The 22,956-nt window shown below is 60.4% G+C and carries 24 protein-coding genes; 8 read left to right on the top strand and 16 right to left on the bottom strand.

What is annotated here, in order from left to right; translation table 11 throughout:
- Positions 1-435: 435 nt before the first annotated feature.
- Genes ABIE00_RS25905 through ABIE00_RS25895 form a run of 3 tightly spaced genes read right to left on the bottom strand, consistent with a single transcriptional unit; the run spans position 436 to position 3,724 of the window.
- The gene (locus tag ABIE00_RS25905; RefSeq protein ID WP_354263836.1) at positions 436-1,665 is read right to left on the bottom strand and encodes a hypothetical protein; all 1,230 of its coding nucleotides are present in this window, start codon (positions 1,663-1,665) and stop codon (positions 436-438) included.
- 31 nt (positions 1,666-1,696) lie between these two features.
- Complete coding sequence (locus tag ABIE00_RS25900; RefSeq protein ID WP_354263834.1) at positions 1,697-3,331, bottom strand: relaxase/mobilization nuclease domain-containing protein; 1,635 nt, start codon at positions 3,329-3,331, stop codon at positions 1,697-1,699.
- Positions 3,332-3,724 (bottom strand): MobC family plasmid mobilization relaxosome protein, encoded by a 393-nt coding sequence (locus ABIE00_RS25895; RefSeq protein ID WP_354263832.1) that lies wholly within the window; start codon positions 3,722-3,724, stop codon positions 3,332-3,334.
- Between the two features lie 279 nt (positions 3,725-4,003).
- On the opposite strand from ABIE00_RS25895, the gene ABIE00_RS25890 reads away from it, so the two are divergent.
- Positions 4,004-4,339 carry a hypothetical protein gene (locus ABIE00_RS25890; protein ID WP_354263830.1) on the top strand — a complete coding sequence of 112 codons (336 nt, stop codon included), beginning with the start codon at positions 4,004-4,006 and terminating at the stop codon, positions 4,337-4,339.
- 720 nt (positions 4,340-5,059) lie between these two features.
- Here ABIE00_RS25890 and ABIE00_RS25885 read toward each other — a convergent pair.
- The 3 genes from ABIE00_RS25885 to ABIE00_RS25875 all read right to left on the bottom strand — a co-directional run bounded on the left by ABIE00_RS25885 (position 5,060) and on the right by ABIE00_RS25875 (position 7,873).
- Entirely contained in the window at positions 5,060-6,412 is a 1,353-nt protein-coding gene (locus ABIE00_RS25885; protein WP_354263828.1) for a ParB/RepB/Spo0J family partition protein, read from the bottom strand.
- 659 nt (positions 6,413-7,071) lie between these two features.
- Positions 7,072-7,344: a DUF3846 domain-containing protein gene (locus tag ABIE00_RS25880; protein ID WP_354263826.1), complete on the bottom strand. Its 273-nt coding sequence runs from the start codon at positions 7,342-7,344 to the stop codon at positions 7,072-7,074.
- A gap of 97 nt (positions 7,345-7,441) precedes the next feature.
- A complete protein-coding gene (locus ABIE00_RS25875) occupies positions 7,442-7,873 on the bottom strand; it encodes a hypothetical protein (protein ID WP_354263825.1) in 432 nt (143 codons plus the stop codon).
- Between the two features lie 499 nt (positions 7,874-8,372).
- Here ABIE00_RS25875 and ABIE00_RS25870 point away from each other — a divergent pair, with 499 nt between their 5' ends.
- Entirely contained in the window at positions 8,373-8,567 is a 195-nt protein-coding gene (locus ABIE00_RS25870) for a hypothetical protein (RefSeq protein ID WP_354263824.1), read from the top strand.
- 430 nt (positions 8,568-8,997) lie between these two features.
- The gene (locus ABIE00_RS25865; protein WP_354263822.1) at positions 8,998-9,309 is read left to right on the top strand and encodes a hypothetical protein; all 312 of its coding nucleotides are present in this window, start codon (positions 8,998-9,000) and stop codon (positions 9,307-9,309) included.
- Between the two features lie 26 nt (positions 9,310-9,335).
- Here the strand turns inward: ABIE00_RS25865 and ABIE00_RS25860 are convergent, their stop codons facing one another.
- From ABIE00_RS25860 to ABIE00_RS25825, 8 genes are all read right to left on the bottom strand, one after another.
- Positions 9,336-9,998, bottom strand: a complete 663-nt coding sequence (locus ABIE00_RS25860; protein WP_354263821.1) for a hypothetical protein — start codon at positions 9,996-9,998, stop codon at positions 9,336-9,338.
- 79 nt (positions 9,999-10,077) lie between these two features.
- On the bottom strand, positions 10,078-11,343 hold the full coding sequence (locus ABIE00_RS25855) for a hypothetical protein (protein ID WP_354263820.1): 1,266 nt from the start codon (positions 11,341-11,343) through the stop codon (positions 10,078-10,080).
- Positions 11,344-11,347: 4 nt separating this feature from the next.
- Complete coding sequence (locus tag ABIE00_RS25850) at positions 11,348-12,520, bottom strand: AAA family ATPase (protein ID WP_354263819.1); 1,173 nt, start codon at positions 12,518-12,520, stop codon at positions 11,348-11,350.
- Positions 12,517-13,311, bottom strand: a complete 795-nt coding sequence (locus ABIE00_RS25845; RefSeq protein WP_354263818.1) for a hypothetical protein — start codon at positions 13,309-13,311, stop codon at positions 12,517-12,519. The genes ABIE00_RS25850 and ABIE00_RS25845 overlap by 4 nt, the downstream gene beginning before the upstream one ends.
- A gap of 61 nt (positions 13,312-13,372) precedes the next feature.
- Entirely contained in the window at positions 13,373-15,208 is a 1,836-nt protein-coding gene (locus ABIE00_RS25840) for a DNA methyltransferase (protein WP_354263816.1), read from the bottom strand.
- The gene (locus ABIE00_RS25835; RefSeq protein WP_354263815.1) at positions 15,208-16,986 is read right to left on the bottom strand and encodes a DNA methyltransferase; all 1,779 of its coding nucleotides are present in this window, start codon (positions 16,984-16,986) and stop codon (positions 15,208-15,210) included. Before ABIE00_RS25835 ends, ABIE00_RS25840 begins: the two co-directional genes overlap by 1 nt.
- The gene (locus tag ABIE00_RS25830; RefSeq protein ID WP_354263814.1) at positions 16,983-17,249 is read right to left on the bottom strand and encodes a helix-turn-helix domain-containing protein; all 267 of its coding nucleotides are present in this window, start codon (positions 17,247-17,249) and stop codon (positions 16,983-16,985) included. The genes ABIE00_RS25835 and ABIE00_RS25830 overlap by 4 nt, the downstream gene beginning before the upstream one ends.
- A 73-nt stretch (positions 17,250-17,322) precedes the next feature.
- On the bottom strand, positions 17,323-17,802 hold the full coding sequence (locus ABIE00_RS25825; protein ID WP_354263813.1) for a DUF1643 domain-containing protein: 480 nt from the start codon (positions 17,800-17,802) through the stop codon (positions 17,323-17,325).
- A 154-nt stretch (positions 17,803-17,956) separates the two neighbouring features.
- Here ABIE00_RS25825 and ABIE00_RS25820 point away from each other — a divergent pair, with 154 nt between their 5' ends.
- Both ABIE00_RS25820 and ABIE00_RS25815 read left to right on the top strand, forming a co-directional pair.
- Positions 17,957-18,115 carry a hypothetical protein gene (locus ABIE00_RS25820; protein ID WP_354263812.1) on the top strand — a complete coding sequence of 53 codons (159 nt, stop codon included), beginning with the start codon at positions 17,957-17,959 and terminating at the stop codon, positions 18,113-18,115.
- Between the two features lie 302 nt (positions 18,116-18,417).
- Positions 18,418-19,647: a hypothetical protein gene (locus tag ABIE00_RS25815; RefSeq protein WP_354263811.1), complete on the top strand. Its 1,230-nt coding sequence runs from the start codon at positions 18,418-18,420 to the stop codon at positions 19,645-19,647.
- A 74-nt stretch (positions 19,648-19,721) separates the two neighbouring features.
- On the opposite strand, the gene ABIE00_RS25810 is transcribed toward ABIE00_RS25815, so the two are convergent.
- A complete protein-coding gene (locus ABIE00_RS25810) occupies positions 19,722-20,885 on the bottom strand; it encodes a competence protein CoiA (RefSeq protein ID WP_354263810.1) in 1,164 nt (387 codons plus the stop codon).
- A 234-nt stretch (positions 20,886-21,119) separates the two neighbouring features.
- Between ABIE00_RS25810 and ABIE00_RS25805 the strand changes: the two genes are divergently transcribed.
- On the top strand, positions 21,120-21,728 hold the full coding sequence (locus tag ABIE00_RS25805) for a DUF6308 family protein (protein WP_354263809.1): 609 nt from the start codon (positions 21,120-21,122) through the stop codon (positions 21,726-21,728).
- A gap of 61 nt (positions 21,729-21,789) precedes the next feature.
- Here ABIE00_RS25805 and ABIE00_RS25800 read toward each other — a convergent pair whose 3' ends face one another.
- A complete protein-coding gene (locus ABIE00_RS25800) occupies positions 21,790-22,062 on the bottom strand; it encodes a helix-turn-helix domain-containing protein (RefSeq protein WP_354263807.1) in 273 nt (90 codons plus the stop codon).
- 317 nt (positions 22,063-22,379) lie between these two features.
- On the opposite strand from ABIE00_RS25800, the gene ABIE00_RS25795 reads away from it, so the two are divergent.
- Both ABIE00_RS25795 and ABIE00_RS25790 read left to right on the top strand, forming a co-directional pair.
- Positions 22,380-22,565 (top strand): hypothetical protein, encoded by a 186-nt coding sequence (locus ABIE00_RS25795; protein WP_354263806.1) that lies wholly within the window; start codon positions 22,380-22,382, stop codon positions 22,563-22,565.
- A 103-nt stretch (positions 22,566-22,668) separates the two neighbouring features.
- Positions 22,669-22,956 carry a DUF6504 family protein gene (locus tag ABIE00_RS25790; protein WP_354263804.1) on the top strand — a complete coding sequence of 96 codons (288 nt, stop codon included), beginning with the start codon at positions 22,669-22,671 and terminating at the stop codon, positions 22,954-22,956.

Below are 22,956 nucleotides of genomic sequence, written 5' to 3'. Positions count from 1 at the left end.
CGCGATTTGCGGAGTCCTCAGACGCCTGCTGGGCGACACATGGAACGTGAGCTACAAAGCAGAGATAGGCCTCCGGGAACCTATCGACGGGCGGCCTGCGGCAGTCATGATCGAGCTTCAGACTGGTGATCACGATGAGGGCGACTCGCGGCAGTCCCCTAAGTTGGTTGCCACCTTTGCTTGCCCCGAACCTGTGACCCGGCCCGCCCCACCCGATGCGGCAGCTCGCCCGAAGCCCGAGGCCATGCCGCCGGACGTGGCATGGATTCTTTCATCCGTCGAGGGTATGCCTGCCCGCGAACGAGCAGCGGTCGCCGGATTTATCCATGGATTGCGAGAGGGAGCTAACCTCTTCTCCGACCGCGAACCCAGTACGTCTGACCAGACGGAAGGGGTATCACCTTCGAGGTGATACCCCTTCATTGCCCGTTTCGTTTATCTGGACAGCCCGCTCTTCCCTCGTTCCGCCCCGATTGCTGCCCCTGTAGAGGACTTTCGGGCTCTAGCTGCTTTGCCCATGGTTACGGCTGCAATGGGATGGGTGGCTTCGCTGCGTGCGGCGGCGAGGCGGCCTCGGATTTGAGTTTCGTTTGCGCCGGTGTTTTCCAGGGAGTCAGCGAACTTCTCGTGGTGTTCGGCTGAGCCGTAGCTGGCCGCGGATGCGGTTTCTGCCTTCAGTCCTTGGTCTTGGAGTCGGCTGCTGTCGTTGCCGGTGACCCGGTTTTCGATCTCGCGGCCGACGTCCTCGAGACGGGTGAAGAGTTCCTTCTCGGCCCGTTCGTACCGCTGTTCCACGGAGGCGAACTGGGAGCCTATGAAACCGCCTTCTGCCAGGAGCTTGGCTTCGTGCATCTCCTTGGCTGCCTTCACAAACGCGGGGTCCTGGAAGTGTTCGGCTCCGGCACCGTTCATGTTCGCGGTGGTTTCCTTCCGCAGCTGGTCAATGTCAGGGCCGTTGATGCCGTCTTTGCTGATGAGGAACATCCGTTCCCTGATGTCAGCGTCGGCGATGGCCACTGCTTTGGAGGTCTTTGCGGTGTGGGCCCGCTGCAGCGCCTGGGCCAGTTCGGGGTTGGCCAGGTATTCAACGGGCACGTGGTGGCGTTCCATTTCCGGTGCCAGTTTGGCCGCCTGGGTGCGGAGTTCTTCGGCCCGGGTTGCTGCGAGCAGCTGCATGGCTTTCTCGTGTTCGACGGCCTCCTTGCGTCGCTCTTCCTGGCTGCGCGCAAGTTCCTCCTGCCGGGCCTTCTCGGCTGTGATGGTCTCGATGCCCGATTCGAGGTAGGCGGTGTCCGGACCGACGTCGCGGGTGTCGATGCCGTATCGGCTGAGGACTTCCTGGCGGATTTTTTCGGAGGCTTCCAGGGCGGTGGGGTCGTGGTCTTTCCAGCCCTCAGCGACGGCGTGTGCGGTGGCGATGTCGGCCGGGTCCGCGTTGTCCCACCACTGTTCCTTGTGGACGGCTGCAATTGCTGCGTGGGCTTCGCTGCGCTCGACCGCGAGGCGTGCGTGGGCTTCGTGCGCTGTCTGGGCGTCGTGGTGTTCCTGCTGTCGCTGGGTCTCCTGCAGCCGGCGCGCCAGCGTCTCGGCGATGCGTGAGGCGATCAGCAGAGACTGCCGTATTCCGTTGTCCAGGAAGTCGTCCATGCCGTCTGATTCACTCATCGTGTTTCCCCTTGCACTAGTGGTGTGATTCTTATCGGTCGAGTCCGGGTCCGGCGTCGCGCCGGCTGGGCTGATAGGTCGTCTCCGGTGTTGCCGGTGTGGGCGTTGTCGGCACAACCGAGCCAGGGCGGATGGGGGCCATGCCGCGGCGGGCAATATCCACCGCACGCGGGACTGTTGCCTCGGCCGGTGCCTGTTCCGCTCCTACCGGCACAGCCTTGGGCATGGTGGCGGTGAACGGGGCGAGCTGGTTCTCCACCACTGACCGGATGCGCTGGGCTTCCCGTGCCCGGCCTGACTGGGCATGCATCTCGTACACGGCAAAGGCGGTGTTGATCAGCTGCACCATGAGGGCAGTCTGCGCCGCGGTCTTGTTCTTGCTCGACGCGGCCATGAACAACATGGCGGTACCGGCAATGGACGGCAGAGGGACGGGTTTGCTGTGCTGTCGTGGTGCCCGCAGCTGGGCTGTGCGGGACAGTTCAGCTGCGGTGGCGGCCAGCGGCCCGGGTGTCGGTTCAAGGCGGTAGGACCAGGCTGCGAAGGCACCGGAAACTTCCCGTGCGGCCTTGGCCCAGGTGGCATGGTCGTCACGCGGGATGGCGCGGAGCTGGTCCGCCAGGGCGGTGGCGTTGCGGGTGTAGTCCACCCATGCCTGTGCCGGCGGTTCTGCTTTCTCGGGTCCTGTCCGGGAGACGGTGCGTTTGTTGCGGGCCGCGGCGTTCCATTCGGCTGCGGCTTCGGTGGCGAGCTGGGGCGAGTCCATCCATTCCTCACGGAGGGCACCGAGTCGCAGGTCGGAGGCGAGGGTGCCGCCTCCGAACCAAATGGGCCGCTCTCCCCGCTGGGGGCGTTCGGCGACGGAGTAGCCAACGATGACGTCGGTGGTGTTCTTGGCGTAGCGGGGACGGACCAGCATTCCGGCCTCGCGGGCGCGCCGGACAAACTCTCCTTCGGTCGCCGAAGAGGTGGCGCAGGCGCGGACCTTCCGTCCCAGGGAGGCCCGGTGCATTTCCCGTTCGTCACGGGTTGCCGTGGCTTTCTCGGCCCGGTCATAACCGCGGGTGGCGTGCACACTGGAGAGCTGTTCGAGCCCGTACTTAACTTCCAGCTCCCGGCAGGTCTGCTGCGCCCTTTTGTAGTCACCGTGGGTGGAGGCTTTGGTGCCGTCCTCGCGGACGAGGGACACGGCAATGTGGATGTGGTGGTTGCCGTTCTCACTCGTCCCATGGTTGATTGCCGCCCAGCGGCAGCGTGCCTTGCCGCTGGTCTCGGTGAAGCCCATGGCGTCCACGAAGTCGTTGGCGATATCGCCCCACTGCTGGTCCGTCAGCGCACCTTCCTCCGCACGCAGACTCAGCGAGCAGTGCCACACGCTGGCGTCCTTGTACCCGACGTGGACGCGCTCCTTCCTGGCCGGATCCCACTGCATGTCTTTGATCTGCACCGACACACCGAATGCCTTGCGCGGCCGGTCCAAATGCTTCGCGATGGCGAGGGCATCGTCCTTGTCCAGGACACCGTCGTCGTACCACGCCATGATCGCGGCGTCGCCGGCCACCAGGTGCGGCTCCGTGTGCGCGTTCTTCGTCTTATCCGTATCAGTCGATGCCAGGTAAACCATCAGGCCGGCCATCCGGGAACCGCGGGTGATGTTGGGAATCATCTACATCAACCCATCGATCGCATCGTCGATCCGCATCGCCACGGAGCGGATGAACTTCAACGCCTCCCGTGCCTCGGCCGGGAACTCGCCCGTGGCGTTCGCCTGCCGCGCGAGCTGGTTGATGTTGTTCGACGAGCGCGCCAACAGGTTGTGCAGACCCATCAGCTCCGCCGCGATAGCACGCCGCTCCGTCGGCGAATCAGTCTGTTCTGAGAGCGCGGCCGAGACCAGCAGGTTCGGCACCGTGACCTTCTCCCGCTCCGCCCGGGCAACGAGGGCAGCTTCCTCTTCCACCGTGACCCACACGTCACGGCGCTTCTTGCTCCCCGCGGGAGTGTTCTCGCGACGGCGGCGGGACAGGTTGGGACGGCGTGAGCTCTCCTCGTCCGGCATTCCACTCCCCCTCCAAAAGGCCCAGCGCAGCGACCCCAAAGGGACCCACAAGCCAGTGTGCCAAACCGCGACGCAGGAGCCGTGCAGGACACGCCCATTTACACCCGTGTAAATGTATAGCTTGCTCCGCATGGTTTCGTCGGGAGGTTTCGGCACCAATCGTGAAACTCGCCGGAAAACCTTGCTCCGCATGGTTTCGTCGGGAGGTTTCGGCACCAATCGTGAAACTCGCCGGAAAACCTTGCTTCTGGTGCCACGTTCAGCCAATAGGCTGACGGCATGGATATCGACAACATTGCCGCTAAGGCGGCCGCGAAAATTGACGCCGTCAGGGACGCAAGAGTCAACGCAGTGAAGAACGCTGCTGCCAGCAGCGTCGAACTGCAAGAAGCCGTGCAATTGCTCGCAGCTGCAGAGCAAAAGTATGCGAAGGACTACCAGGCAGCCCTCAGGGCCGATTGGACTGAATCTGACCTGCGGGGCTTCGGGTTGGACGCACCAGCCAAGAAGGCCGGCGGGCGCCCCAAAGGCGCTAGGACGACGCGCCCGTCAAGGCCAGCTAATGATGCCGCACGTGAGAAGGAACTGATCGGGACAACTAGCGAAAACTGGTAGCGTCACCCCTCGCCCACATGTGCACGGCGCAAGCTATTTCCTCCGGGCTTGCCCCGCACACATGTGGACGACAGGACCCACCGGAACCGGCTGCACCCAACCACCACGTCACCAACCGCCCACACCTTGCCTTGGGCGAGCGGTGGCCGTGCACAGCCTCTGTCCATTGCGGGCGGGGAAAACCGGAACAGTTGCCCATGGTCCAGGCCTGAGCGTTGCCGTCTCCCCTACCGTCTCGGTTGGCTTCTTTTCAGCCGGGACGACACCTATCCAACGTGCGGGGCCGGCATGGGGCGGGCACAGGAACCGGGGCAGCGTGGCCAGGTTCTAAGGCACATGGGGGCTCCCAGCGAGCTACTGGCGGGAATCACCACAACCAGGAACGGCGCAGGGTCCACTTTCTTGAAAGACAGACTTAAACACGAAGGGCCGGCTTGTTAGCCGGCCCTTCGTGTCCTTCGGCAAAAAAGGAAATCTATGGCTTCAGCTTAGCTGAAGCTGTACACATGATTACAACTGAACAGGTGTTGGACTGTCGTGAAGTCGCGGCACTTACTTTCAGGATTGGTGGGTGCGTTTATGGCGGTCCGCCGCTGGTAAGTGGCAACTTGGTTCGCCCTGGGCGGCGGACCGCCCGCCCTGCGGGAGGTTCCTGGTTCTGCCCGTGGTGGGTAGTGTGGGGCCTTGCCGAGCGGTGGGGGTGCCGCCCGGCAAGGGGTCTTATGCCGCTTCGTTTTCTTCGGCTGGCTTGCCGCTGTCGATGATCATTTGTTCGGTCTCACTTGCGGTGTATCCCCACACGACCAACTGGTTCAGGTAATCCCGGTGTGTCTGCGACGGGGACCGCCATGAGTCCTTGGCAATCGTCTTCTCATACCCGGCGCACACCAGTGCGATCAAAGAGAACTCAGGCCGTGCCGTGGACGCGGCTACATGATCCCGCAGTGGGTTCCATCCCCACCGGTCGGACTCGTCGGACTTCGCTCCAACCATCTCAGCGGCCACCTTTCCGTCGTAGCCGCTGGCCGTTTCAGGGTGGTGGGTGAGCGCGTACGCGGTGAAGTGCTGCCAGCCCTTCGGCGCCTGCTTCTTCGCCAACAGGGTGCGGACAAACTCACGCCTTACGATGGTGGCCGACTCGGCCGCTTTGTTATTGGCGATCAGGGTTTTCCGTTCGGCCTTCTGTTCCTCGGTCATCGGGCCTTTCTGGACGTTGCTGCCGCCGTCGTAGCGGTCGTACTTCGGCGCGAAGCCCGTCTCCTTCCACCCTGCGATAACTGAGTGGGTCCGGTGCTGGCCACGGTAGTCCGTGGTGATCAGGACGGCGTTGGCGTCCTCCTCGCTGGCCGGTTCCCCGTTGTCCCTTTTGGCTGCGGTGACGTAGAGATTGTCGTCGTCGGCGTAGTGTCCGGCGTCCTCCACGATCGTCTTACCCTGGGCTTCGACTTCGGTGATCAGAGCGGCGAGGGCTGCGGCGCTCTCGCGCTGATCCCGCAACCGCTGGGCGACGTGCAGGATCTGGTCGGGGTCGTCCATGAGGACTGATTCAAGCTCGGCCGTCGCGGCCTCGTCCTGCTCAAATTCGGCCATAATGAGGGCAGTTTCGATGCTCCATCCCCTGTCCAGGGCGGCGGTCCCGGCAGCGGATGCCTTGGCCTTCAACGCACCCTCGACGGCGGCTTTCTTCCGTCCCGTCCTCTTGGCGATCGACGCCGCTGAAACACCAATCAGAGACAGCTGGTGGTAGGCATCTGCCTCGTCCGCTTGAGTCAGTTCCGCGCGCTGGATGTTCTCCACGACCTGCCTCACGATCCGTTCGGCCTCTTCCGGGGACTCGATGATCATCACCGGGATTTCCGTACGCTGGGCTTCAACGGCGGCGCGGGTGCGGCGCTGTCCCATCAGCACGTGCACTGCACCGTCGTCCTTGCGATGGGCGATCACAGGTTCCATAACGCCGTGTTCCTTGATGCTGGCAACGAAGTCAGCGGTAAGGGCGGCGTCTTTGCGGACGTTGATATCCACGCTCAAGGTACTGGGATCGAGCATTTCCAGTGTGGGTGCTGCGTTCATGTGGTGGTGCTCCATTCTTTGCCGAAATGGTGGGCGGGTCGGGCGGCTCAGGTGACCGGCCAGCTTCCCTCTCCCAGTTGCTTTTTTGTTGCTGGCACGTAGTGCTCTACGGAGCCGACGGAGGCGACTCCTCCCGCCAGGGCAAGGTGCTGGAAATCTTCGAAAGGAAATAAGCGACGCAGGAGCGCCGTCGAAGAATTCCAGTGCCGCAGGGCCCCGGAGCTTGCGGAGGGGGCAGGAGCTAGAGCCGGAGCGGAACCGTATGATCCGCAGGACAGCCACAAAAATGCTTGTAAGGAACAGGTGATGACGGGCAGGAGCTCTGCGACGGACCGGCAGCACCCAACAGCCGGCCACGGAGCGAAGCGGAGAGGACGCCCATCAGTGCTCGCCCGCGAGCACGCTTTCTCTGCCCCCTCCCCTGCGCCCCAGGTCACCGCAAGCGTGGGCTTGTCGCACGCACCAGGTGACCAGCGTCGGCCCTGACGCGGGAACGGCGGTCCGGCGCCGGTAACCACCCACCCAGGCGGCCACTTGCGGCGGACCGCCCGCCCACAAAGGCGAACGGCCCGCAGCGTGTCTAGGCGGTGGTTTGGTGGAGTCCGAAAAGCTGTTGCGCGCTGTCAATCAGATGTTCGGGTACGTCTGCTTCGTCGCCGTCAGCGGTTTCGCCCAATACAACGACGTCGCCGCAGTACACATCTGTCAGAACGCCGGTTTCTTCCAGCACCCAGCTGGGCGGCGCGGCGGTTTGGTGCAAGCTGCATGATCTTGCCTTCTTCATTCAGGTAGAAGTGCCAGTCATCAATGGTGAGAGCTTCGATGTTTCCGGCCACGAGGGTCTGCAGGTTGTCTAAAGCGGTGTCGATGGTTTCGACGCGGGCCGGTTCGGCCAGGTTGGCGGGGATGATCAGGGCGGTGCAGGTGTTCACGGGCTTGTCCTTCAACAATGGCAAGTGGATGAGTTTTTACTCAAATACTCATTGAGTGGAGCGGTGCCCCGTCCGGGCGGGGCACCGCTTCTAACGGCTAAGCAGCGTCCGGCACGGTGCAGGGAATCCGGTACCGGCTGGGCATTTCAGCGGCCGCCTCGGGCAGGTCGTCCGGGCCTTGGGCCTGACCGCTCTTCCAGTGGAAGAACGCCTGCTCACTTATCGCGGTCCAGAAAGCGGCTTTGGTCCGGTAAAACGTGGTCCTCACGTCGCCCTCGCAGTAGGTGGCCATTCCGAACAGGTTCCCGATATCGTCTGCCGTGCGGATCCCAGCGACCATGACATAGGGCCACTGGCCCAGGTCCCAGCCGTCACAGCCCCAGCTGGGGATCACAACCCAGCCGTGTTCGCCGATCACGTCCATCCAGTCGTACCCGTCGTTCATGTGGTAATCCACGAGCACCGGGACGTCGTGAATGGTTTCCTCCGTGTCGACGGTGGCAACGGTCATCTTGATGACTGCGTTCATGTGGTGGTGCTCCATTCTTTGCCGAAATGGTGGGCGGGTCGGGCGGCTCAGGTGACCGGCCAGCTTCCCTCTCCCAGTTGCTTTTTTGTTGCTGGCACGTAGTGCTCTACGGAGCCGACGGAGGCGACTCCTCCCGCCAGGGCAAGGTGCTGGAAATCTTCGAAAGGAAATAAGCGACGCAGGAGCGCCGTCGAAGAATTCCAGTGCCGCAGGGCCCCGGAGCTTGCGGAGGGGGCAGGAGCTAGAGCCGGAGCGGAACCGTATGATCCGCAGGACAGCCACAAAAATGCTTGTAAGGAACAGGTGATGACGGGCAGGAGCTCTGCGACGGACCGGCAGCACCCAACAGCCGGCCACGGAGCGAAGCGGAGAGGACGCCCATCAGTGCTCGCCCGCGAGCACCCTGCCCCTGATCCGGCGACACGACCGCCGTCCCCCACTCCTTTGAAATCCGGACTTACGTTCGCATTGGCGTCAGAACAAACCGAAGGAGATTGCCGTGAACCGAGCTAGCACGTTGCTGGACCTGTCCAGGATGACCGCGAAGATCGCCGTGCTTGAGGGGCGGCCAGTCCCTCAGATCACGGCGGCCATCAGGCGCGAAGCGGAAGCAATCAGATTCGTCGTACCGGATGTGACCGTGCGGGCTTGGGCTGAGGCGGTCCATCGCGGTGACGTGTTCCGCCTGCACTAGCTTGGCGCCGACCTGAACTTGATACTGTGGCACCGTCCCGCCAGGTCTTTCCCCCATGTTCCTGGCGGGATGATCTTCCGAGGAAGGGCAAACCAATGGGACTTTGGAACCTGCTAAATGGGCGAAGCACTCCAGCCGAAGCCTCGGTTGGCCCAGCAGCCACGGAGGAGACTGAGCCCGCTGTCGCCTACAGAGCGGGCATACCTGAAATCGGCATGGCGTGAACTCAGCCAAACCCTCGGCGACAATCGCAGCGACGATCGACAGCGTCATGAACGATACCTCCGAAGGTCCGAAGGACAGCCCGGCCCCATAACTGGGCCTCCACATGGACGCACACCCAAGGAGCGTTTTAGCTTCCCCACCCACAGGGCCGGACGGCCTGGTGCACGAACGGATAGACGTGTCCTTCGAGGGATAGGCTGAACGGATGGCTGATTCACTGTTTGAAATTGATGCACCGCAGAGCACGGTCCCGCTAAAGCACCTGCCTATCACTGATGAACAGGTGGCCCAGCTACGCGCTGCCTTTGCTGACGCGGGCATCCATGAGCAGTATGAGCGGAAGGCTCTCATAGAGTCATACGTGGTTCGCAAAGTCGACTCCCTGCGGGATCTCCATGCGACTGACGCTCACCGGCTTCTGAATCTCCTCCGCCAGCGCAAAGAGGCCAAGCCGAAAATAGTCGGAGGTTCTGCCTGGGACAACCGGGAAGAAGAAACGTGGATAGACAGGCTCTAAGCGGGTGTCCCCCATTTTCAGCGTGTTCAGTCGGCAGTCTCTGTTGTGGCATCCCATGCAAAGGACTTCATTAGCCTGACGAGCAACCCCCGGCGGGCATCCAGAATAATGTCTCGGCCGTCTGCCCACGTTCCGGCTGTCACGATGTCTGAATGGGCAGCAGGAATGCGGTAAAGCCTGTTCATGTTTTTCGCATCGCGAAGGATGGACTGGAGGTTTGCTGTATCGATCGTTGGCTGGCTCTCCAAGAAGGCGGCGATGGCTCTTGCTTCAGGTTCGTTACGGCCGCGAAGGGCCGCATCGAGAGTGTGCAGACGACCACCGAGCGTCTGGGTGAGGTTTATGACGCCGCGCTGCTGTGCTGCCGCGGGATGAAAAATCTGTTCGTTCAAGACTCTTTCGAACGCCGCCGCCAGCCCCAGCAATGGTCCTGAGTGATCGGCGTTTTCCGGAGCATTAAGTCCGAAATATTCGGCCGTGACGATCATCGTCTGTGCCTGCTGATCCAGCTGTGGCCATACGGCGCGCAGCGAAGTGGCGATTGCTTTTCTGGTGGGTGTAAGAGTGTTGGCAGGCAATCTGTCGGCTTCTCGTTGCATTGCGTCAACGGCGACCTCCTGGTGAATCGCGGCCGTTAGTTCCCCGGAGTCACCGGCGCTCTCCGGTTTCGGCGATTTCAGAAGGGTCAAGGAGCGTTCGCCTAGGCCGGCAGCTTTCAGCGCCAGCTGTGCCGCTGTCTCAAAGGGGTTCGTGGCGGCAGCTTCGGGGTCAAGTCCGAGTGCATGAAGCTCTCCCCCGCCAGCGCTGACCAGCGTGAAATCGGTTGCTGCCTGGGGGGCTGTAGTAGAAAATTGCTCCAATGGGCGGCTTTGAGTGCTCCAAGTTTCCGAAGTAGCCCAGCAGTTTATAAAGCTCTTCAGTAGGTACTTTGTTCGGCCTCCGTCGCAGCTTTGGGTCGAAGATAGCTAGTCCGCGCCCAGCGATCGTGTCGGCTGTAACTGCTAGGTCGGGAAAGCCTTGCAATTTGGCCGGACCTGGATCGAAAGACCACACCACGCCGCCTTCTGTCAGTGCTGCCAGCGAAGCTTGAAAGTGCAGTTGCAGACTGCCGGCCCCGATGTTCCAGGCATACATGGGACCTTGGTGACGCTGCGCGAGGCTCTCTGCAGCCAGCGCGGGAACTCCAATGAGCGAGGTGATGGCGTCTGCTAACTTCAGCAAGCACCAGATCTCAAACAATTTGGTGTCAAAGCGCGCGTCATAGAAGCTCCATTCACGGTTTCCCACATCAGCAACTGCCGTTCCGTTTCGCGTTGCCGCCACCCAGTCAGCCAGTTCCTTGTAAGGTTCCGGAGATGCGATATGCCCGGCCTCCAGCCGGGCATTGACCCGTTCGATTAGGTCCGGAAGTGCCGAGCGCCGCCACACATCTAAAGCGAGTGCGCTGGTTCCTCCAAGCAGTGGCAGGCCGAGACTACGACCCAGTCCATCCTGGAGACGTTGGAGATCCCTAAATTCCGGCGATCTGGCGGGAAGAAGGTCTCGGGGAATGGTCGCCAGATCTCGCCTAAGCCAGTGCGCTGCATAAGCCGCCAGAACGTTTTCGGGAGTGGCATTTTCCCGTTCCACCAGACGGATTGGATAACGTCTAGGAACAGCGATCCTGCCGTGCTCTCGGCTGTAGCGAGACAGATCCAATCGACCACGGATTTGTCCAACCGATTCGGCGCTCACCTGGGTATAGCGGAAGGTGGGACGAGCCGCTACGTCGCCGAGGATGCGGAGCAACTTTTCCGCCGCTGCCAGTGAGGCCCGCAGTCTGACGGCCATCGCCAAGTCATCAACAGCCTTTTCATCAGGCGTGGTGGCGAGTTGCTGACTGACTTCCAACTCCCAGGTGGGGGCATCCGCGAAGTATGTGGCCAGCAAGGGCAACGATGCGTTGATGGCCGCGCGGCGTCCAGCCGATGTAAAGCGACCTCCTTCCGCTTCTACGGTATCGTCAGCCAGTTCTTCGTCGGTTGCCTGCGTCACTTGCTCAGTAGCCTGTGCTGGAGGCCATGCGGAGATGCTGCAGGGCGTCACGCGTCCGCGGTAGCTTTTGCGTCTGCAACCAGGTTTCAGCGGTGTCGAGCTGTATCTTCGTGAGATTGCCGGCTTGCGGGATGATTCGATCTGCTAGGGCAAGATCAAGGGCAGGAAGCAGAGCGTCTGTTGCGTTGCCGGTCGCGGGGAGCCTCAGCGCGAGTTGGCGGTAAACATCCACAATTTGTGCCGTACCAAGGGGCCAGCCGGGACGGTTGGTTGCCTCATCTCCATAGCGAAGCGTTGACAGCAGATCGGCTAAGACAGTGGAAGTCTGCACCAACCGCGGGTCAGCTACGAAATCATCGTGGTTGAACTGCTCGTCTCCATAAGTCTCGGCATACCAGTTAGCCGCGCTGACGCGCGCCTGCCGCAGTTCATCCGGCACCTGTTCCTTTTGTGGAACTCCGACGTAAATAAATTGGAACCGCCGGCTGAGCCCTTGGGAGAACGTGTACACGTAGTTGGTGTCCACGGTATTCATCGTTGCGATAATCCGGAACCGCTTAGGCAACCAAACCGCGTTTCGCTGTTCAGAATCCCCGAACCACAGCGGCAGGGGCACATCCTCGCCCCCACCTCCGAGGACTGTGTAAAGGGGGCCGATGGCCTTATCTATTTCAGCGCGGCTAAATTCATCGATGATGAGCCAATGAGCTTGGTGGGGCTCGGTTTTGCCCTCCTCCTCATCCGCGTGCCGACTGATTACGCTTGCGCATTCCAGGGCAGCCCGTGGCACATGCCCGAGCCAAGGCACCAGTGTCTCAATCCCGCCTTTCGACGTCGGATGCAGCCCACCGATGACGTCGTAAGTGCTCCAGTCGGCGGTAGCAGTCTCCAAGTGGGCTGATGCGCTGAACGTCTCTGCCAGCACGTAGGCCAAGGTCGTCTTGCCGGTGCCTGGCGGGCCTTGAAGCACAATGTGTCCCCCAAGCAAGGCTACGATGCAGCGCTCCAGGAGGGCATCCGCATCCGGCAGCAACAGATTCTTTTCCGCCGCGAGCTTCTTGGCACGGGCGGTCAGCGCTGGAACGTCAGCAGACTCCAGGTGCAATTTCGAAACTTTTTCGGCGGCGCGATGGTCTTCATCGAAGTAGAAGAGATTCGCGTTGTCGGCGAGGCTCATGGCGTGGGCTCCCTCTTGGTCAGGCCAGCTAGAAAAGTGGCCTTATGGACGGTGGTGACGCGGCCATAGCGCCGACAGGTGAAGGTCACGTTTCGACGGGGGTTGCGCCCTTCCTTGGTAACGGTCTTGACCTTGAGATCGGTAATCCGCCAGATCGCCGTATCCAGCAGGTCATTGCCTTCCCGGTTGGCCAGGACAAGACGGTCGTTCTGTCGCAGCCACGCGGCGGGTGCGGAATTCCACAGGTCAGCCACAACAGTTGCCTGGTCGTCCGAAATGGCGTGCTCGAGGGGTTGAACGGCGGCAGTACGAGTCGCTTGTTGGTCGGAGATCCACGGCAGCAGCAGGTGAACGTCTGAATATCGTGCCGCTGCCCGGCTGTCCCAGTGAGGTTCTTCAACGGCGAATCCGTCAGCTGCAGCTTTGTCTAGGGTCGCCCTGTCGATGTGGACGCTCGATGAGCTGCCGGTGGCGCGCTTCGTCCAGCCGTCAAAGGCCGCAATGACTTCGCGGTCGGCGTCTACACCGAACCCAACTGTTTGCCGGCCTTCCTCATGAAGAAGATCGCCTTCGTGAGAGCGGGTTGTCTGAATCCGGTAGTTCATGCCCGTCCGGCCTTTGCCTTCGTGGGTGATCTTCCAGGCATAGGCGAGCAGCGGAAAGCGCTGCTTACCTCGGACAAGATCGACACGTGAAGGGTTGACGCTGCGGCCACCGCTGACACTTTCGCGCGCGGCAACACTCCACCCTGTCTCGCTGAATTTCTCCAGAACTACATCAAGCGCGCTCACGTTGCATACAGTACAGATATGCCCAGTCGACGGAGAAACTGCGTCGACTGGGCGAGAGCCTTTAGCTCAGGTAATAGTGCCTGTCTTTGTTTGCCAGGTTTGAATTCAGCAGTTCTTCGAGAGCCTTGAAAGACAACCCCGTGGGTTTTGCACCATTGGCAATGACGGCCCCAATTGAGAGTGAGTAAAGGTATTCGAGGCTGCGCTGATGGGTGACTTCGTTCTTGTCACCCTGGGGCAGAGTGGCTAGGTGGCGGCGGATGGCCTCGAGGGCGATCTCGCCGGCTCCGTTGAGGTTCTGCACGTCTCCTTTAGCGCCGGCGGTAAAAGTGATGACAAGGTCAAAGAACGGTACGAGCTCTGCTCCGCTGCGGCCCTTATAGCCCTTCATTGAGCGTTGCATCTTGTCCAGGACGCTCACGTCGGTTTGAACGAGTCCGGCGTGGTCGGTGGCTGCGAGCAGGGCCGACCACACTTTGTCATCGGCGTTATGGAAAACGACGCTTGCCCGAGCCCCTGGCGCAAGCACGCGACGAACTTCTGAGAATGCGCCGGAAAGCAGCTTCTCGTAGTCATCGAGGGACTTCCCGCCTGCAGTCGAGGGAAGCGACTTGTTGACGACAATTTCCTCGGTGAGATCTGTGACGTCGCCGAGCCAAGATTCCCAGACGACGTTGCAATCGCCGTAGAACAGGTTCGCTCCAAAGGGCGGGTCGGTAAAGACGTAGTCGATGCTTGAACTTGGGAGCCACGACAGATCTGTCGCCGACGATTGGCGAGCGAAAGCGCGGTCGACTCCGCCTTCCAGGTTCTCCAAAGCGGGATGGCTTGAATAGAAGCGACTTACCTGCGCAACTTGGTGGCGGAAGATTTCGAAGACGTTGCCCTCTGCAATCAGCTGTGGGATGTACAGGGTGCCGGTGAGTGGACGTTGGCCGCCAAAGGCGTTGTAGCGCCGCATACGGGTTGCATGCCATGCCGTGTTGGTGAAGGCGAACTTCAGAGCGGACTGCACTTTCTGGTCCGCTTTGGTGGTGATGTAGTGCCACAACTCGCTGAGCGCGAGTTGACTGCGGTGGTTCCAGAAGTCAGCCACCTGAGTGACATTGCGGAGATGAAGGGCTGAGCGTCGGTACATCTCCCGGTCCGGGCCCAGCGGGACGTTAGGAACCCAATGAGTGACGGGCCGTTGCGCAATTGCTGCCAGCAGGGTGAGGTCGTGCTCATCCGCTGGCCCTCTTTGGAGCTTGCGGCAAGAACCGCAGGCAACGGCTTTTTCTGCAGGTTGGCTGGGCACACCACTAAGACCTGACCGGGTCTGCTCGTTACCGCATTTTCCGCAGATGAGGGTGCGGGAACTGCTGCCACTTTCAGTCTTTTGGTCCCAGACGCGGATGGGTTCTGAGCATTGCGTGCAGGTATGGACGTCCGTCCATACTTGGTGCCGCAGGCGCTCCAAGCGGCCACAGGTAGGGCAGTTCGATGCGTAGAGCGCCACTTCCGTGGGTGTCATGGCCGTGGTTAGTGAGGTCATGGCTGCGGCGATGACTGTCGGGGGTACGGGATGACTGTGATTGTGGGCCAGGTGAACTGCACCCGGAGCAAGGTCCGACAGCAGAGCTCGCCGCCCTGTGTTGAGTGCGGCAAGTCCGGTCATGCCGGATCCACAGAAGGGATCGAGCACGACGCTGTCGGGCTCGCTGCTGGCTAGGATGAAAGGTTCGATGGCTCCCGGCGGTACTTTCGTCGGGTAGGTGTGCACTTGATAGGCGCTGCTGCCCTTCGAAGAGGAGGTATCCGTTGGGATGGATCGCCGGGCAGAGCCCCCTGTTTCGCGAAGTATTTCCCTAAGCCGTGGATCCATGTCCAGCTCAGTGATGTTGGCAGTGAGGGTCATCAGATTCCTTCAGGCTTGATATCGGGTGAAGTGTCGGCGGCCGGCAAGGGACTCCAAGCGCCCTTTTCGAACAGGAAGGTCTTTGTTAGGAGAACCTCAACCTGTCCGTAGGAATAGCCGGCGAAGGAGGCACCGCGCTCCAGCAGCAACCTCATGACGAAAGAATGGAGGTAGGGCGTGGTTCGCTGTCGTTGAGAAGCGGTCTGAAGATGGGTTCTGATTGCGTCTACCACTTCTGTCTCGGCCACTGCCTTGACGGTTGACTGACGGCGTCTGGCAACCCCTCCCTGAGTGGAGTGAAGATGAAGCACAAGGTCGAAGCTTGATACCCGTTCCTGGTTCGTCATTTGCTTGACCCCCTTGAAACTGGGCTGGGACTTATCGAAAGCAACAGCAGATTCAAGGGTCAGGTCAGCGCTCTCAATGGCGCGTTCAAGGCTGCTCCAAACGGCATCATCACTGCTGTGGAACATGACGCTCGCCCAGGCGCCCGGCTTAAGCACCCTGGCGATTTCTCCGAAACTGGCTGACATCAGTTTCTCGTAATCGTTGAGACTCTTTCCGCCGTGTTCAGCGGTCAAGGAAGTCGACACGATTGCCTCATTAGTCGTGTCAGTGAAGTCGTCCAGCCAGGACTCCCACAGGAAGGAGGCATCGGAGTAATAGATGTTCGCGCCAAAGGGAGGATCAGTAAAAACATAGTCCACGCTCTGGTCCTGGAGATGCTTGAGCTCAGTGGCAGAGGATTGGGCGACGCTGCATTGCCCTGGAGCCTCGGTCACCTTTTTTGCCAGTTGAACGACGGCGCTGAGCTTTCTGCGAAGCAGCGAAAAGACGTTGAACTCATACGTCATGGACGCGATGTACAGCGTCCCCGAAAGCACGTTAGTGGGGCGCTTGGGATTCCACTGATACCTACGTGATGCCCGGTTCACGATGGCGGTCGTAGCGAACCGCAAACCAGTCCGTTCCGATGAATCACTGGCCAACCTCCACACCGCCGCCAGGGCCCGCAGATTGCGATCAGTAAAAAAGTCAGCAGCTGTGGCGATACCCATCTTGCCGTGCTGCCCGCGCCACATCTCGCGCCAACTCTCCAATGGCGCCGTGGGATACCAGTCGGTGATCTCGCCTCGATGAGGGTAGTGAGCAATGGCCCGCTCTATCGCTGTGAGTGGCCGCTGTTCCCGACTCTTGCACCCTAAGCAGGCCACCGAGACCAGGACTGGAGCGCCCGGGAGTATTTCAGTGTCTCCCTTGCGGAAACCGGCGGAACACAAGGGACAAACCAGGTTCTTTGAAATTGTCCCGTCCGGTTGCCGCGCGGCATCCCAGAAAAGTACCTCATGATTGCAGCCTGGGCAGATAACGGTGTCAGACCAGACCGTGTACTCAATGCGAGCATCGCCCTCGCAACGTGAACACTTTGTCCCGTAGAGCTCCTGTTCCAGATCAGCGAGGCTACCCAGTAAATCGCGTGCTGCCTCAGCCAGCGCTACAGGATCACTGGGGGTTGTGTATCCGGAAGCAATATGGACAGCTGCGGGAGCCAAATCCGACAGCAGCCCCTTGCGGCCAGTCAGCAGGGCCGCAACACCAGTCATCCCCGACCCGCAGAAAGGATCCAAAACTGTGTCGCCGGGGTTGGTGTAGTGCTCGATAACAGGCGCGATCCCCTCAGGCGGGACCTTGGTGTGGTAGCTATGTGCCCTGTAGAAGATGGAACCCTTCGCCCCAGTGATTTCCTGCCTGTACGGCTCCGTTACCGTTCGGCTCATTTCTGGGAATCTTTCGTGCCGAAGCGGACCGTGAGCACAACGCCCAGAGCATCGGCGATCCGTGCCAAGTTGGCCATGGTAATTTCATGATCTCCTCTTTCCCAGCGGGCAACCACCGACTGCGTGGACCCCATCCGGGTCGCAAGCTGAAGCTGAGTAAGTCCCTGACTCTCGCGATTCAGGCGCACCATGGTGGCGATTTCAGGGGGAGTGGGACCGCATTCTTTGGGCGATTCCGGGGCTTTGTCTTGAAGGAGTGGCACAGCTCCTATGCTATGAGCTGATGCGAAGGGCATCGAATCGACACGCCACCCGCCCTTTGAGACATTCGCCTCATCACGCTGATGGAAGCTGCCGAAGTGACAACTCCAGGGCCGCATTAAACGGCAGTCCGGGATATTCCCGCGCCGTGTGACGTTGCCACCTGGACGGATGGCGGGGCTCGTCGCTGACCGACCATACTTTGCTGTCGGAGGCACAGATCTCCTGCCGAAGCCATGCGATTTGCGCCCTGAAATGAGCACGCACTTCCCCGACGGGTTCCTGGCAGCCATAAGCCAGCAGAATGTCCCTGCTAACCGCCAGGCGCTCACTGATTTCAGCCCGAGCGGAAAGCCACAGGGCGAAGTCCTTCCCAATCGCGTTGACTTCAAGAACACTCTTGGTTGGAAGTGGAAAGAGATTCGCAATCGTTGCCTCTTCGTGCCCAAGCAGCTTGGCGGCGAGAGCAACACGGGCTATGGTTCTGGCGCCGGTCGACAACGGAGGATTGAACAAGATTGCCGTGAACCCTGTGGGTGCCGTGCTGCGGCCCATTCATCCGTCTCTCTGTGCCACTCCCGCGACGGCTGTAGTGCTGGGCAGCAGAAATGGCCGTCACGATCTGTTTCCGAACACCCAAGAGTAGCGAATGGGCGACACCCGGAACGAAACCGTCAGGCTTCACTGAGTGGGCCGTTTAGGATCGAGCATGACGTGGAACAACGACTGGAGCGACTTAGTCCCTGAACTTGATGGTCAGACGTCCATCAACGACTACCTCTCCCCCACTGCAGCCATAGTGCCGGTCGAAGTCAGACCGCCCACGGATGAGGAACTGGCGGTGTTCCTTTCAAATCACAATCTCTGAGATTTTGGTTTGCCCTCATCTCAGACCACGGCGATCTGAGTGGATGGTGGGCCCCCGCCCCTGGTAAGCCCTGTGAGCCGTTGCTGCCGGAGGTCCGTCTGTGAGCGAAACGGCCGCTAATGTATTTCTTTGTGTCAGATGAGCGTCTCCCGTACGGGAAGCAGATCAGCCCAAACCAGATAAACCTCCGTCTGGCACTGGGACTGGTACAAGAAATCCCCGGCGACGTGGGGGCCCTGTATGACGCAATTGGGCATACATTCTTCCCAGACCGTGACGACAAGATCCGCCGAACTTTGGGCATGAACGCATTCCTGTCAATGCGTCACTATGGCCTTTTGGCGACTGACGATAACGAGTATGGGCTCAGCTCGCTTGGCGAGGATCTACTCAAGACGGAAGATGAGCAAGCGTTCTATGAGCGGCTCGGTCAGCACATTCTCTTGAACCTTCACGGTCTCCAGGTCGTCGAAGCAGTGCATTCGCTCCAGGCCGGCGGTGTCAAGGTCACCGTGGCGGCTGTCGCCCAAGAACTCACCACCCTGGGCATCGACTCGGGAGGTGATAGCGGCGAGAACATCAACCCACTACGCCTGTTGCTGGAGCGCGCCGGAGTATTCACCGGCAAGGGCCAATGGACCATTAATGCCGCCGTCGTGAAAAAGCTCACTGGCGCCTCCACAGGGGAAATAGTTGAGATCGTGGGCCTCAGCAAACCTCAGCAAGCATTCCTGCGTGCGCTGGCCACTTACACCGACGAGGAATCACCAGTGGCATCTAAGGTCCGTTCACTCGCTGAGGGGCAGGCCCCTGGTGTCAGATTCGACACCAAAACCTTCGCTGAGCGCGTGGTTAAGAGCCTCGCAGAGAACGGCTGGCTCGTGAACGAGAAGGCTACCGCCGGCCGTGGGGCGAAGTCAGGCCGCGTCACACCGACCAAGAAATTCCGGGAGATCATCAGCGAACCGCTCATGAAGGCCGTGCTGGAGCAGACCCACTTCCCCGACCCTGTCTCGCTCCGCCGACCTCTCAGCGAGCTACTCGCGGTCGTCAATGACGCAAAAAACGAAACCAACCATGCACGCGGCCTCGCGCTGGAGGGCGTATGCATTCAGGTGATACGAATCATCGGGGCGCGCTTCCTCGGCTGGCGTGTCCGAGGCGACGAAACGGCTGGTGCAGAAGTCGACTTGGTGGCCGAGACCTCCAACGACCCCTATCTGCTGATCCAACTGCAGAGTAAGGCCTCGGCAATCGATGGCCGCAAGATTATTGACCGGGAAGTCGGCGTAGCGCAGTCGCTCAAGAGCAACGTCATCCTCTTCGTTTCCGCCAAAAAGGTCGGTGAAGCGGCCCGGCGCGCTGCGGATGTCTACATGCAGGAGACAAGCCTCGCGGTGTTGTTCCTGAATGAAACCGATCTCAGGGGCGGCGCTGCTGCGGTCCTAGCAGGCATTGCCCGTGAATGGGACCATGTGCGTCTCATCAAGGCCAAGCGTGGGCAGGAACGGGCACGGGCACTGACCGAGTAGTCTCCCGGGCTGCTAGACAAAGGATCCGCGTAGCGAGGTCATCGGCCACATGCAATGAAACACATTCCGCTTTACTAGCTTGGCTTACGGAGTCCCTGCCGCCCGACTCCCCGTTTTGGAAGTGGTGGTAGCTCACTGGTCAGTAGATCCGAGGTTGCGCCCGACGTTACGAGTTCGCTGTCGGGAAAGGCAGGGCCCTCAGGTTCTGGAGGGTTCTGTGAGCACTGGCCCCTGCCAATATCGATGCATTGATGTTCACGGCCAAGCACGTTTCTCTTGATGGGTAGCGGGAGCCAACCTTCCACGACATAGCGGCGCCAGGTGACGCTGTGATGGTTGAGGGGAATATCGCCTTGAATGTAGTTGCAGAACGGGCAGCACAAGGCGAGGTAGGAGCATCCGGCAGCTTTGCTGAATCTCGTAGCTAGATACATAGGTGCGGGCAGATCTGCCTGTCCCAGGAGTGGCATCACTCTATCGGCGATGATCCGCTCAATTCTGTCCGTGAGATGTATGCGTGCTTCATAGTAGTGCCGTGCCAATAGGGTTCCAGTGCGCCCGCATCTTGTTTCAAGCTGTAAATCTTCCAATCTCCATGCAGTGATCCACCGATTGCAGCCCTCCCTCCAACATTTGAGCATGGCAGTATCTAGCGAATAAGCCCGCACGACTGGCTCGATAAAAAGCTTGATTCTATCGTTTAGTAAGAGGTGGATCGCTTCGACCGCGTCCGTAGCGACAGGGCCGCTGAAGGCATCCGGCAAAGTGAGTGTTCTTGCACCCGGCGCCCCGCCGATCATCACCGAGGGCACTACTTCGGCCGCTTCACGGTTTACTTCTGCAGCTAACCAGAGACACTGAACTCCGTCAGCTTCGTAGCGTTGCTGCCGTCGGCGAAACTCGTCCGCGTCTTGCCGGGAGAACTGAATCTCTAGGGCGCGCTTCTCGCCTCCCTTACTTACCATCACGTCGGCAATCCATGACCGATCATGCGCTGGTTGTTCAATGATGGCGTCCCAGCCAGCCTCACGCGCGGCTGCCGCAACCAAGGATTTCATTTCCAGATGATCCGCAGATTCCCCACCAGGATGCAGCGAACAGTTTGCTTTCGCATGATGATAAAAGTGCTTCAGACCGTTCTTAGAGACCCTGGGTTTACCAGGCTGACCGCAAGACATTGTCAAAGGCTCCCCCGCCTTGCATCGCCGCCTCAGATCCTCCCACTCTTCGTCAGTCACGAATGGCGCCTCGACACGTTTCTCTGACAGGTAAGCGGCAAGCGGCATTGATTCCCTTCCCCCAGGAAATGATGTTTTCTAAGGCGCCACCCGGACGTGGCTCCCGTGATCAGGAAACCATATGCCTGTGACATCTAGCGCCTCTCAGTGCTGGTATTAGTCAGGCCGGGCGTAACGTGATCACCATCAACATCCGAATAGCGGTGAACGCCGGTGTTTGAGGGGGGAATTAACATGGCTGCCAGCAGTTTGGCCTCGCTGAGGAGCTCAGCACAGAGAAAGCTGGAGAGATACACCTCAACGAACCTGGAGTATGCCTTCAATACTTACGACCATCAGGGCGAAATTGATACGCCTCTAAGACCCGCCGATGTGCTCATGGCAAATCTCCTTAGCCTTCAGCTCAGTGCCCGCGACGTTATTCCACTCTTTACGGACGGAGATGGACCGGCGCAGCTGCTCCGAAAAGCTCTCGACACAGCGCTGCTAGAACTCCGAGACGCCAAAAGCTTTGAGTCATATGAGGATCTGTCTGAACTCGAACAAGCTGTCGAAAGCCTGGCCGCTGCCAACAGCGCCGCCGTCCCTGTTAAGTGGTGGACGGCCATTACGGTCTCAAAGGTCCTTCACCGCCGGCGTCCACAGATAGTGCCGCTGATCGACAGCAGGGTATATGAGTTCTATGGCACAAGGCGCCCAGGCGCCGTCCGAAAGGCACTCTGGGAAGACATCCGAGAGAACGCAGGGTGGTTAACGGACCTCGCCGCGATAAGGCGAACTCCCGATGGTCGCTCTTTGTCGCTCCTACGTCTAGCAGACATCCTGATCTGGACGCCTGACTGACTAGAGGAGGAACATTTCAAGGACTTCTCACCCAGCGTCCTTATATCTGCATGTGCCACCCTCACACCTGCTCGGCCTCTTCGCTCTGGGGCTGGTCCTCAATCACTTCCGGCGCCTGGCCCCTCCTGAGGGAGTTCCGGTTTTCCCAGACCCAGTCCTTGACCTGATCTCTGGAGATCAACCATGTCTTCTCGACTTGATAAGCAGGAATCACTCCGGTTTGAAGCCAGCGGTACACGGTGTTCCGGGAGAGCCCGAAGATTTCTTCGAGGTGCTGAGGCGTCAGACGCTCGGGGTACTTGGCGAAGAGAGCCTCAAGGTACTTGGGGTCCACGCTCAGTCCGTCCCACCGCACGAAGTCATCTCAGCCCGTGAAATGGTACTTAGCTGTACTGAGAGGGAATCAGAGTTCTTAATGCTGTTGTTCGGGGTCATCTTTGTCCTTTCGTGCAGAGGGTACCGTAATGATCTTTGCGGACATTCCTGGGGGATGTGAAATGCCGGTCCCAAGAGCCGCTCGGGGACCCGTTCCAACTGGGACTCAAAGGGCTCGCCCGCGTTTTCGTCGGCAGCCGCACACAAACGGGTAGAGGCGCTGCCGCGCCTTTGCCTGCGCGGGCTAGGCCCTAATGCCCGCGGTTTGGAGCGACATTGACCCTCTTTTTCGGAACCCTGCTGATCGCGGCGGGCATCAAGTTGTTCGACCTGTCGGTGCCTTGCATTAAGCGGTTCGGGCTGACGCCGGCCACGCACGGCGGGGCGGTGATGTGCTTGATCGCTGCGGTGACCGGCTTGCTGATCGTGCGCGGCGGCTTCATGATGGTGTTCCTGGCCTAATCCTGACAATGCGGCGTCTGCCCATGGGCGGCAGACGCCGCGTAAGGAGACCCAGTGGGATGCCCCGAATCCTGCTGTCAGGGCCCGGCCGTAGCCTTCGGGGGTGCAACAAGTTCTAGTGGAGACAGCGGCGGGCATGCCGATGCGTTTTGAGTACCAGGGCCGGACCTGGCGCGTGGCTGCTGATCCGGTGCGCTGGTATGAGCGGATCGAGTGGTGGCGCGAGTTCAAGCGCTATCCTCGCGAAAATGCGCCGCGGATTGACCTTGAAGTGTGGCGCGTCCAGGCACGTCTTGGCAGGGGCGGCGAGCTAGTCACGTTCGACCTAATCAGGGATCCGGACCGGGCCGCGTGGTTGTTGCGCCCGTATGCCCCTCCGAGAGCGGCTTGA

It is taken from the genome of Arthrobacter sp. OAP107 (assembly GCF_040546765.1).
Classification (GTDB): domain Bacteria; phylum Actinomycetota; class Actinomycetes; order Actinomycetales; family Micrococcaceae; genus Arthrobacter.
The sequence above is the reverse complement of the archived record's forward strand: the minus strand, read 5'-3'. Positions and strand labels throughout refer to the sequence as shown.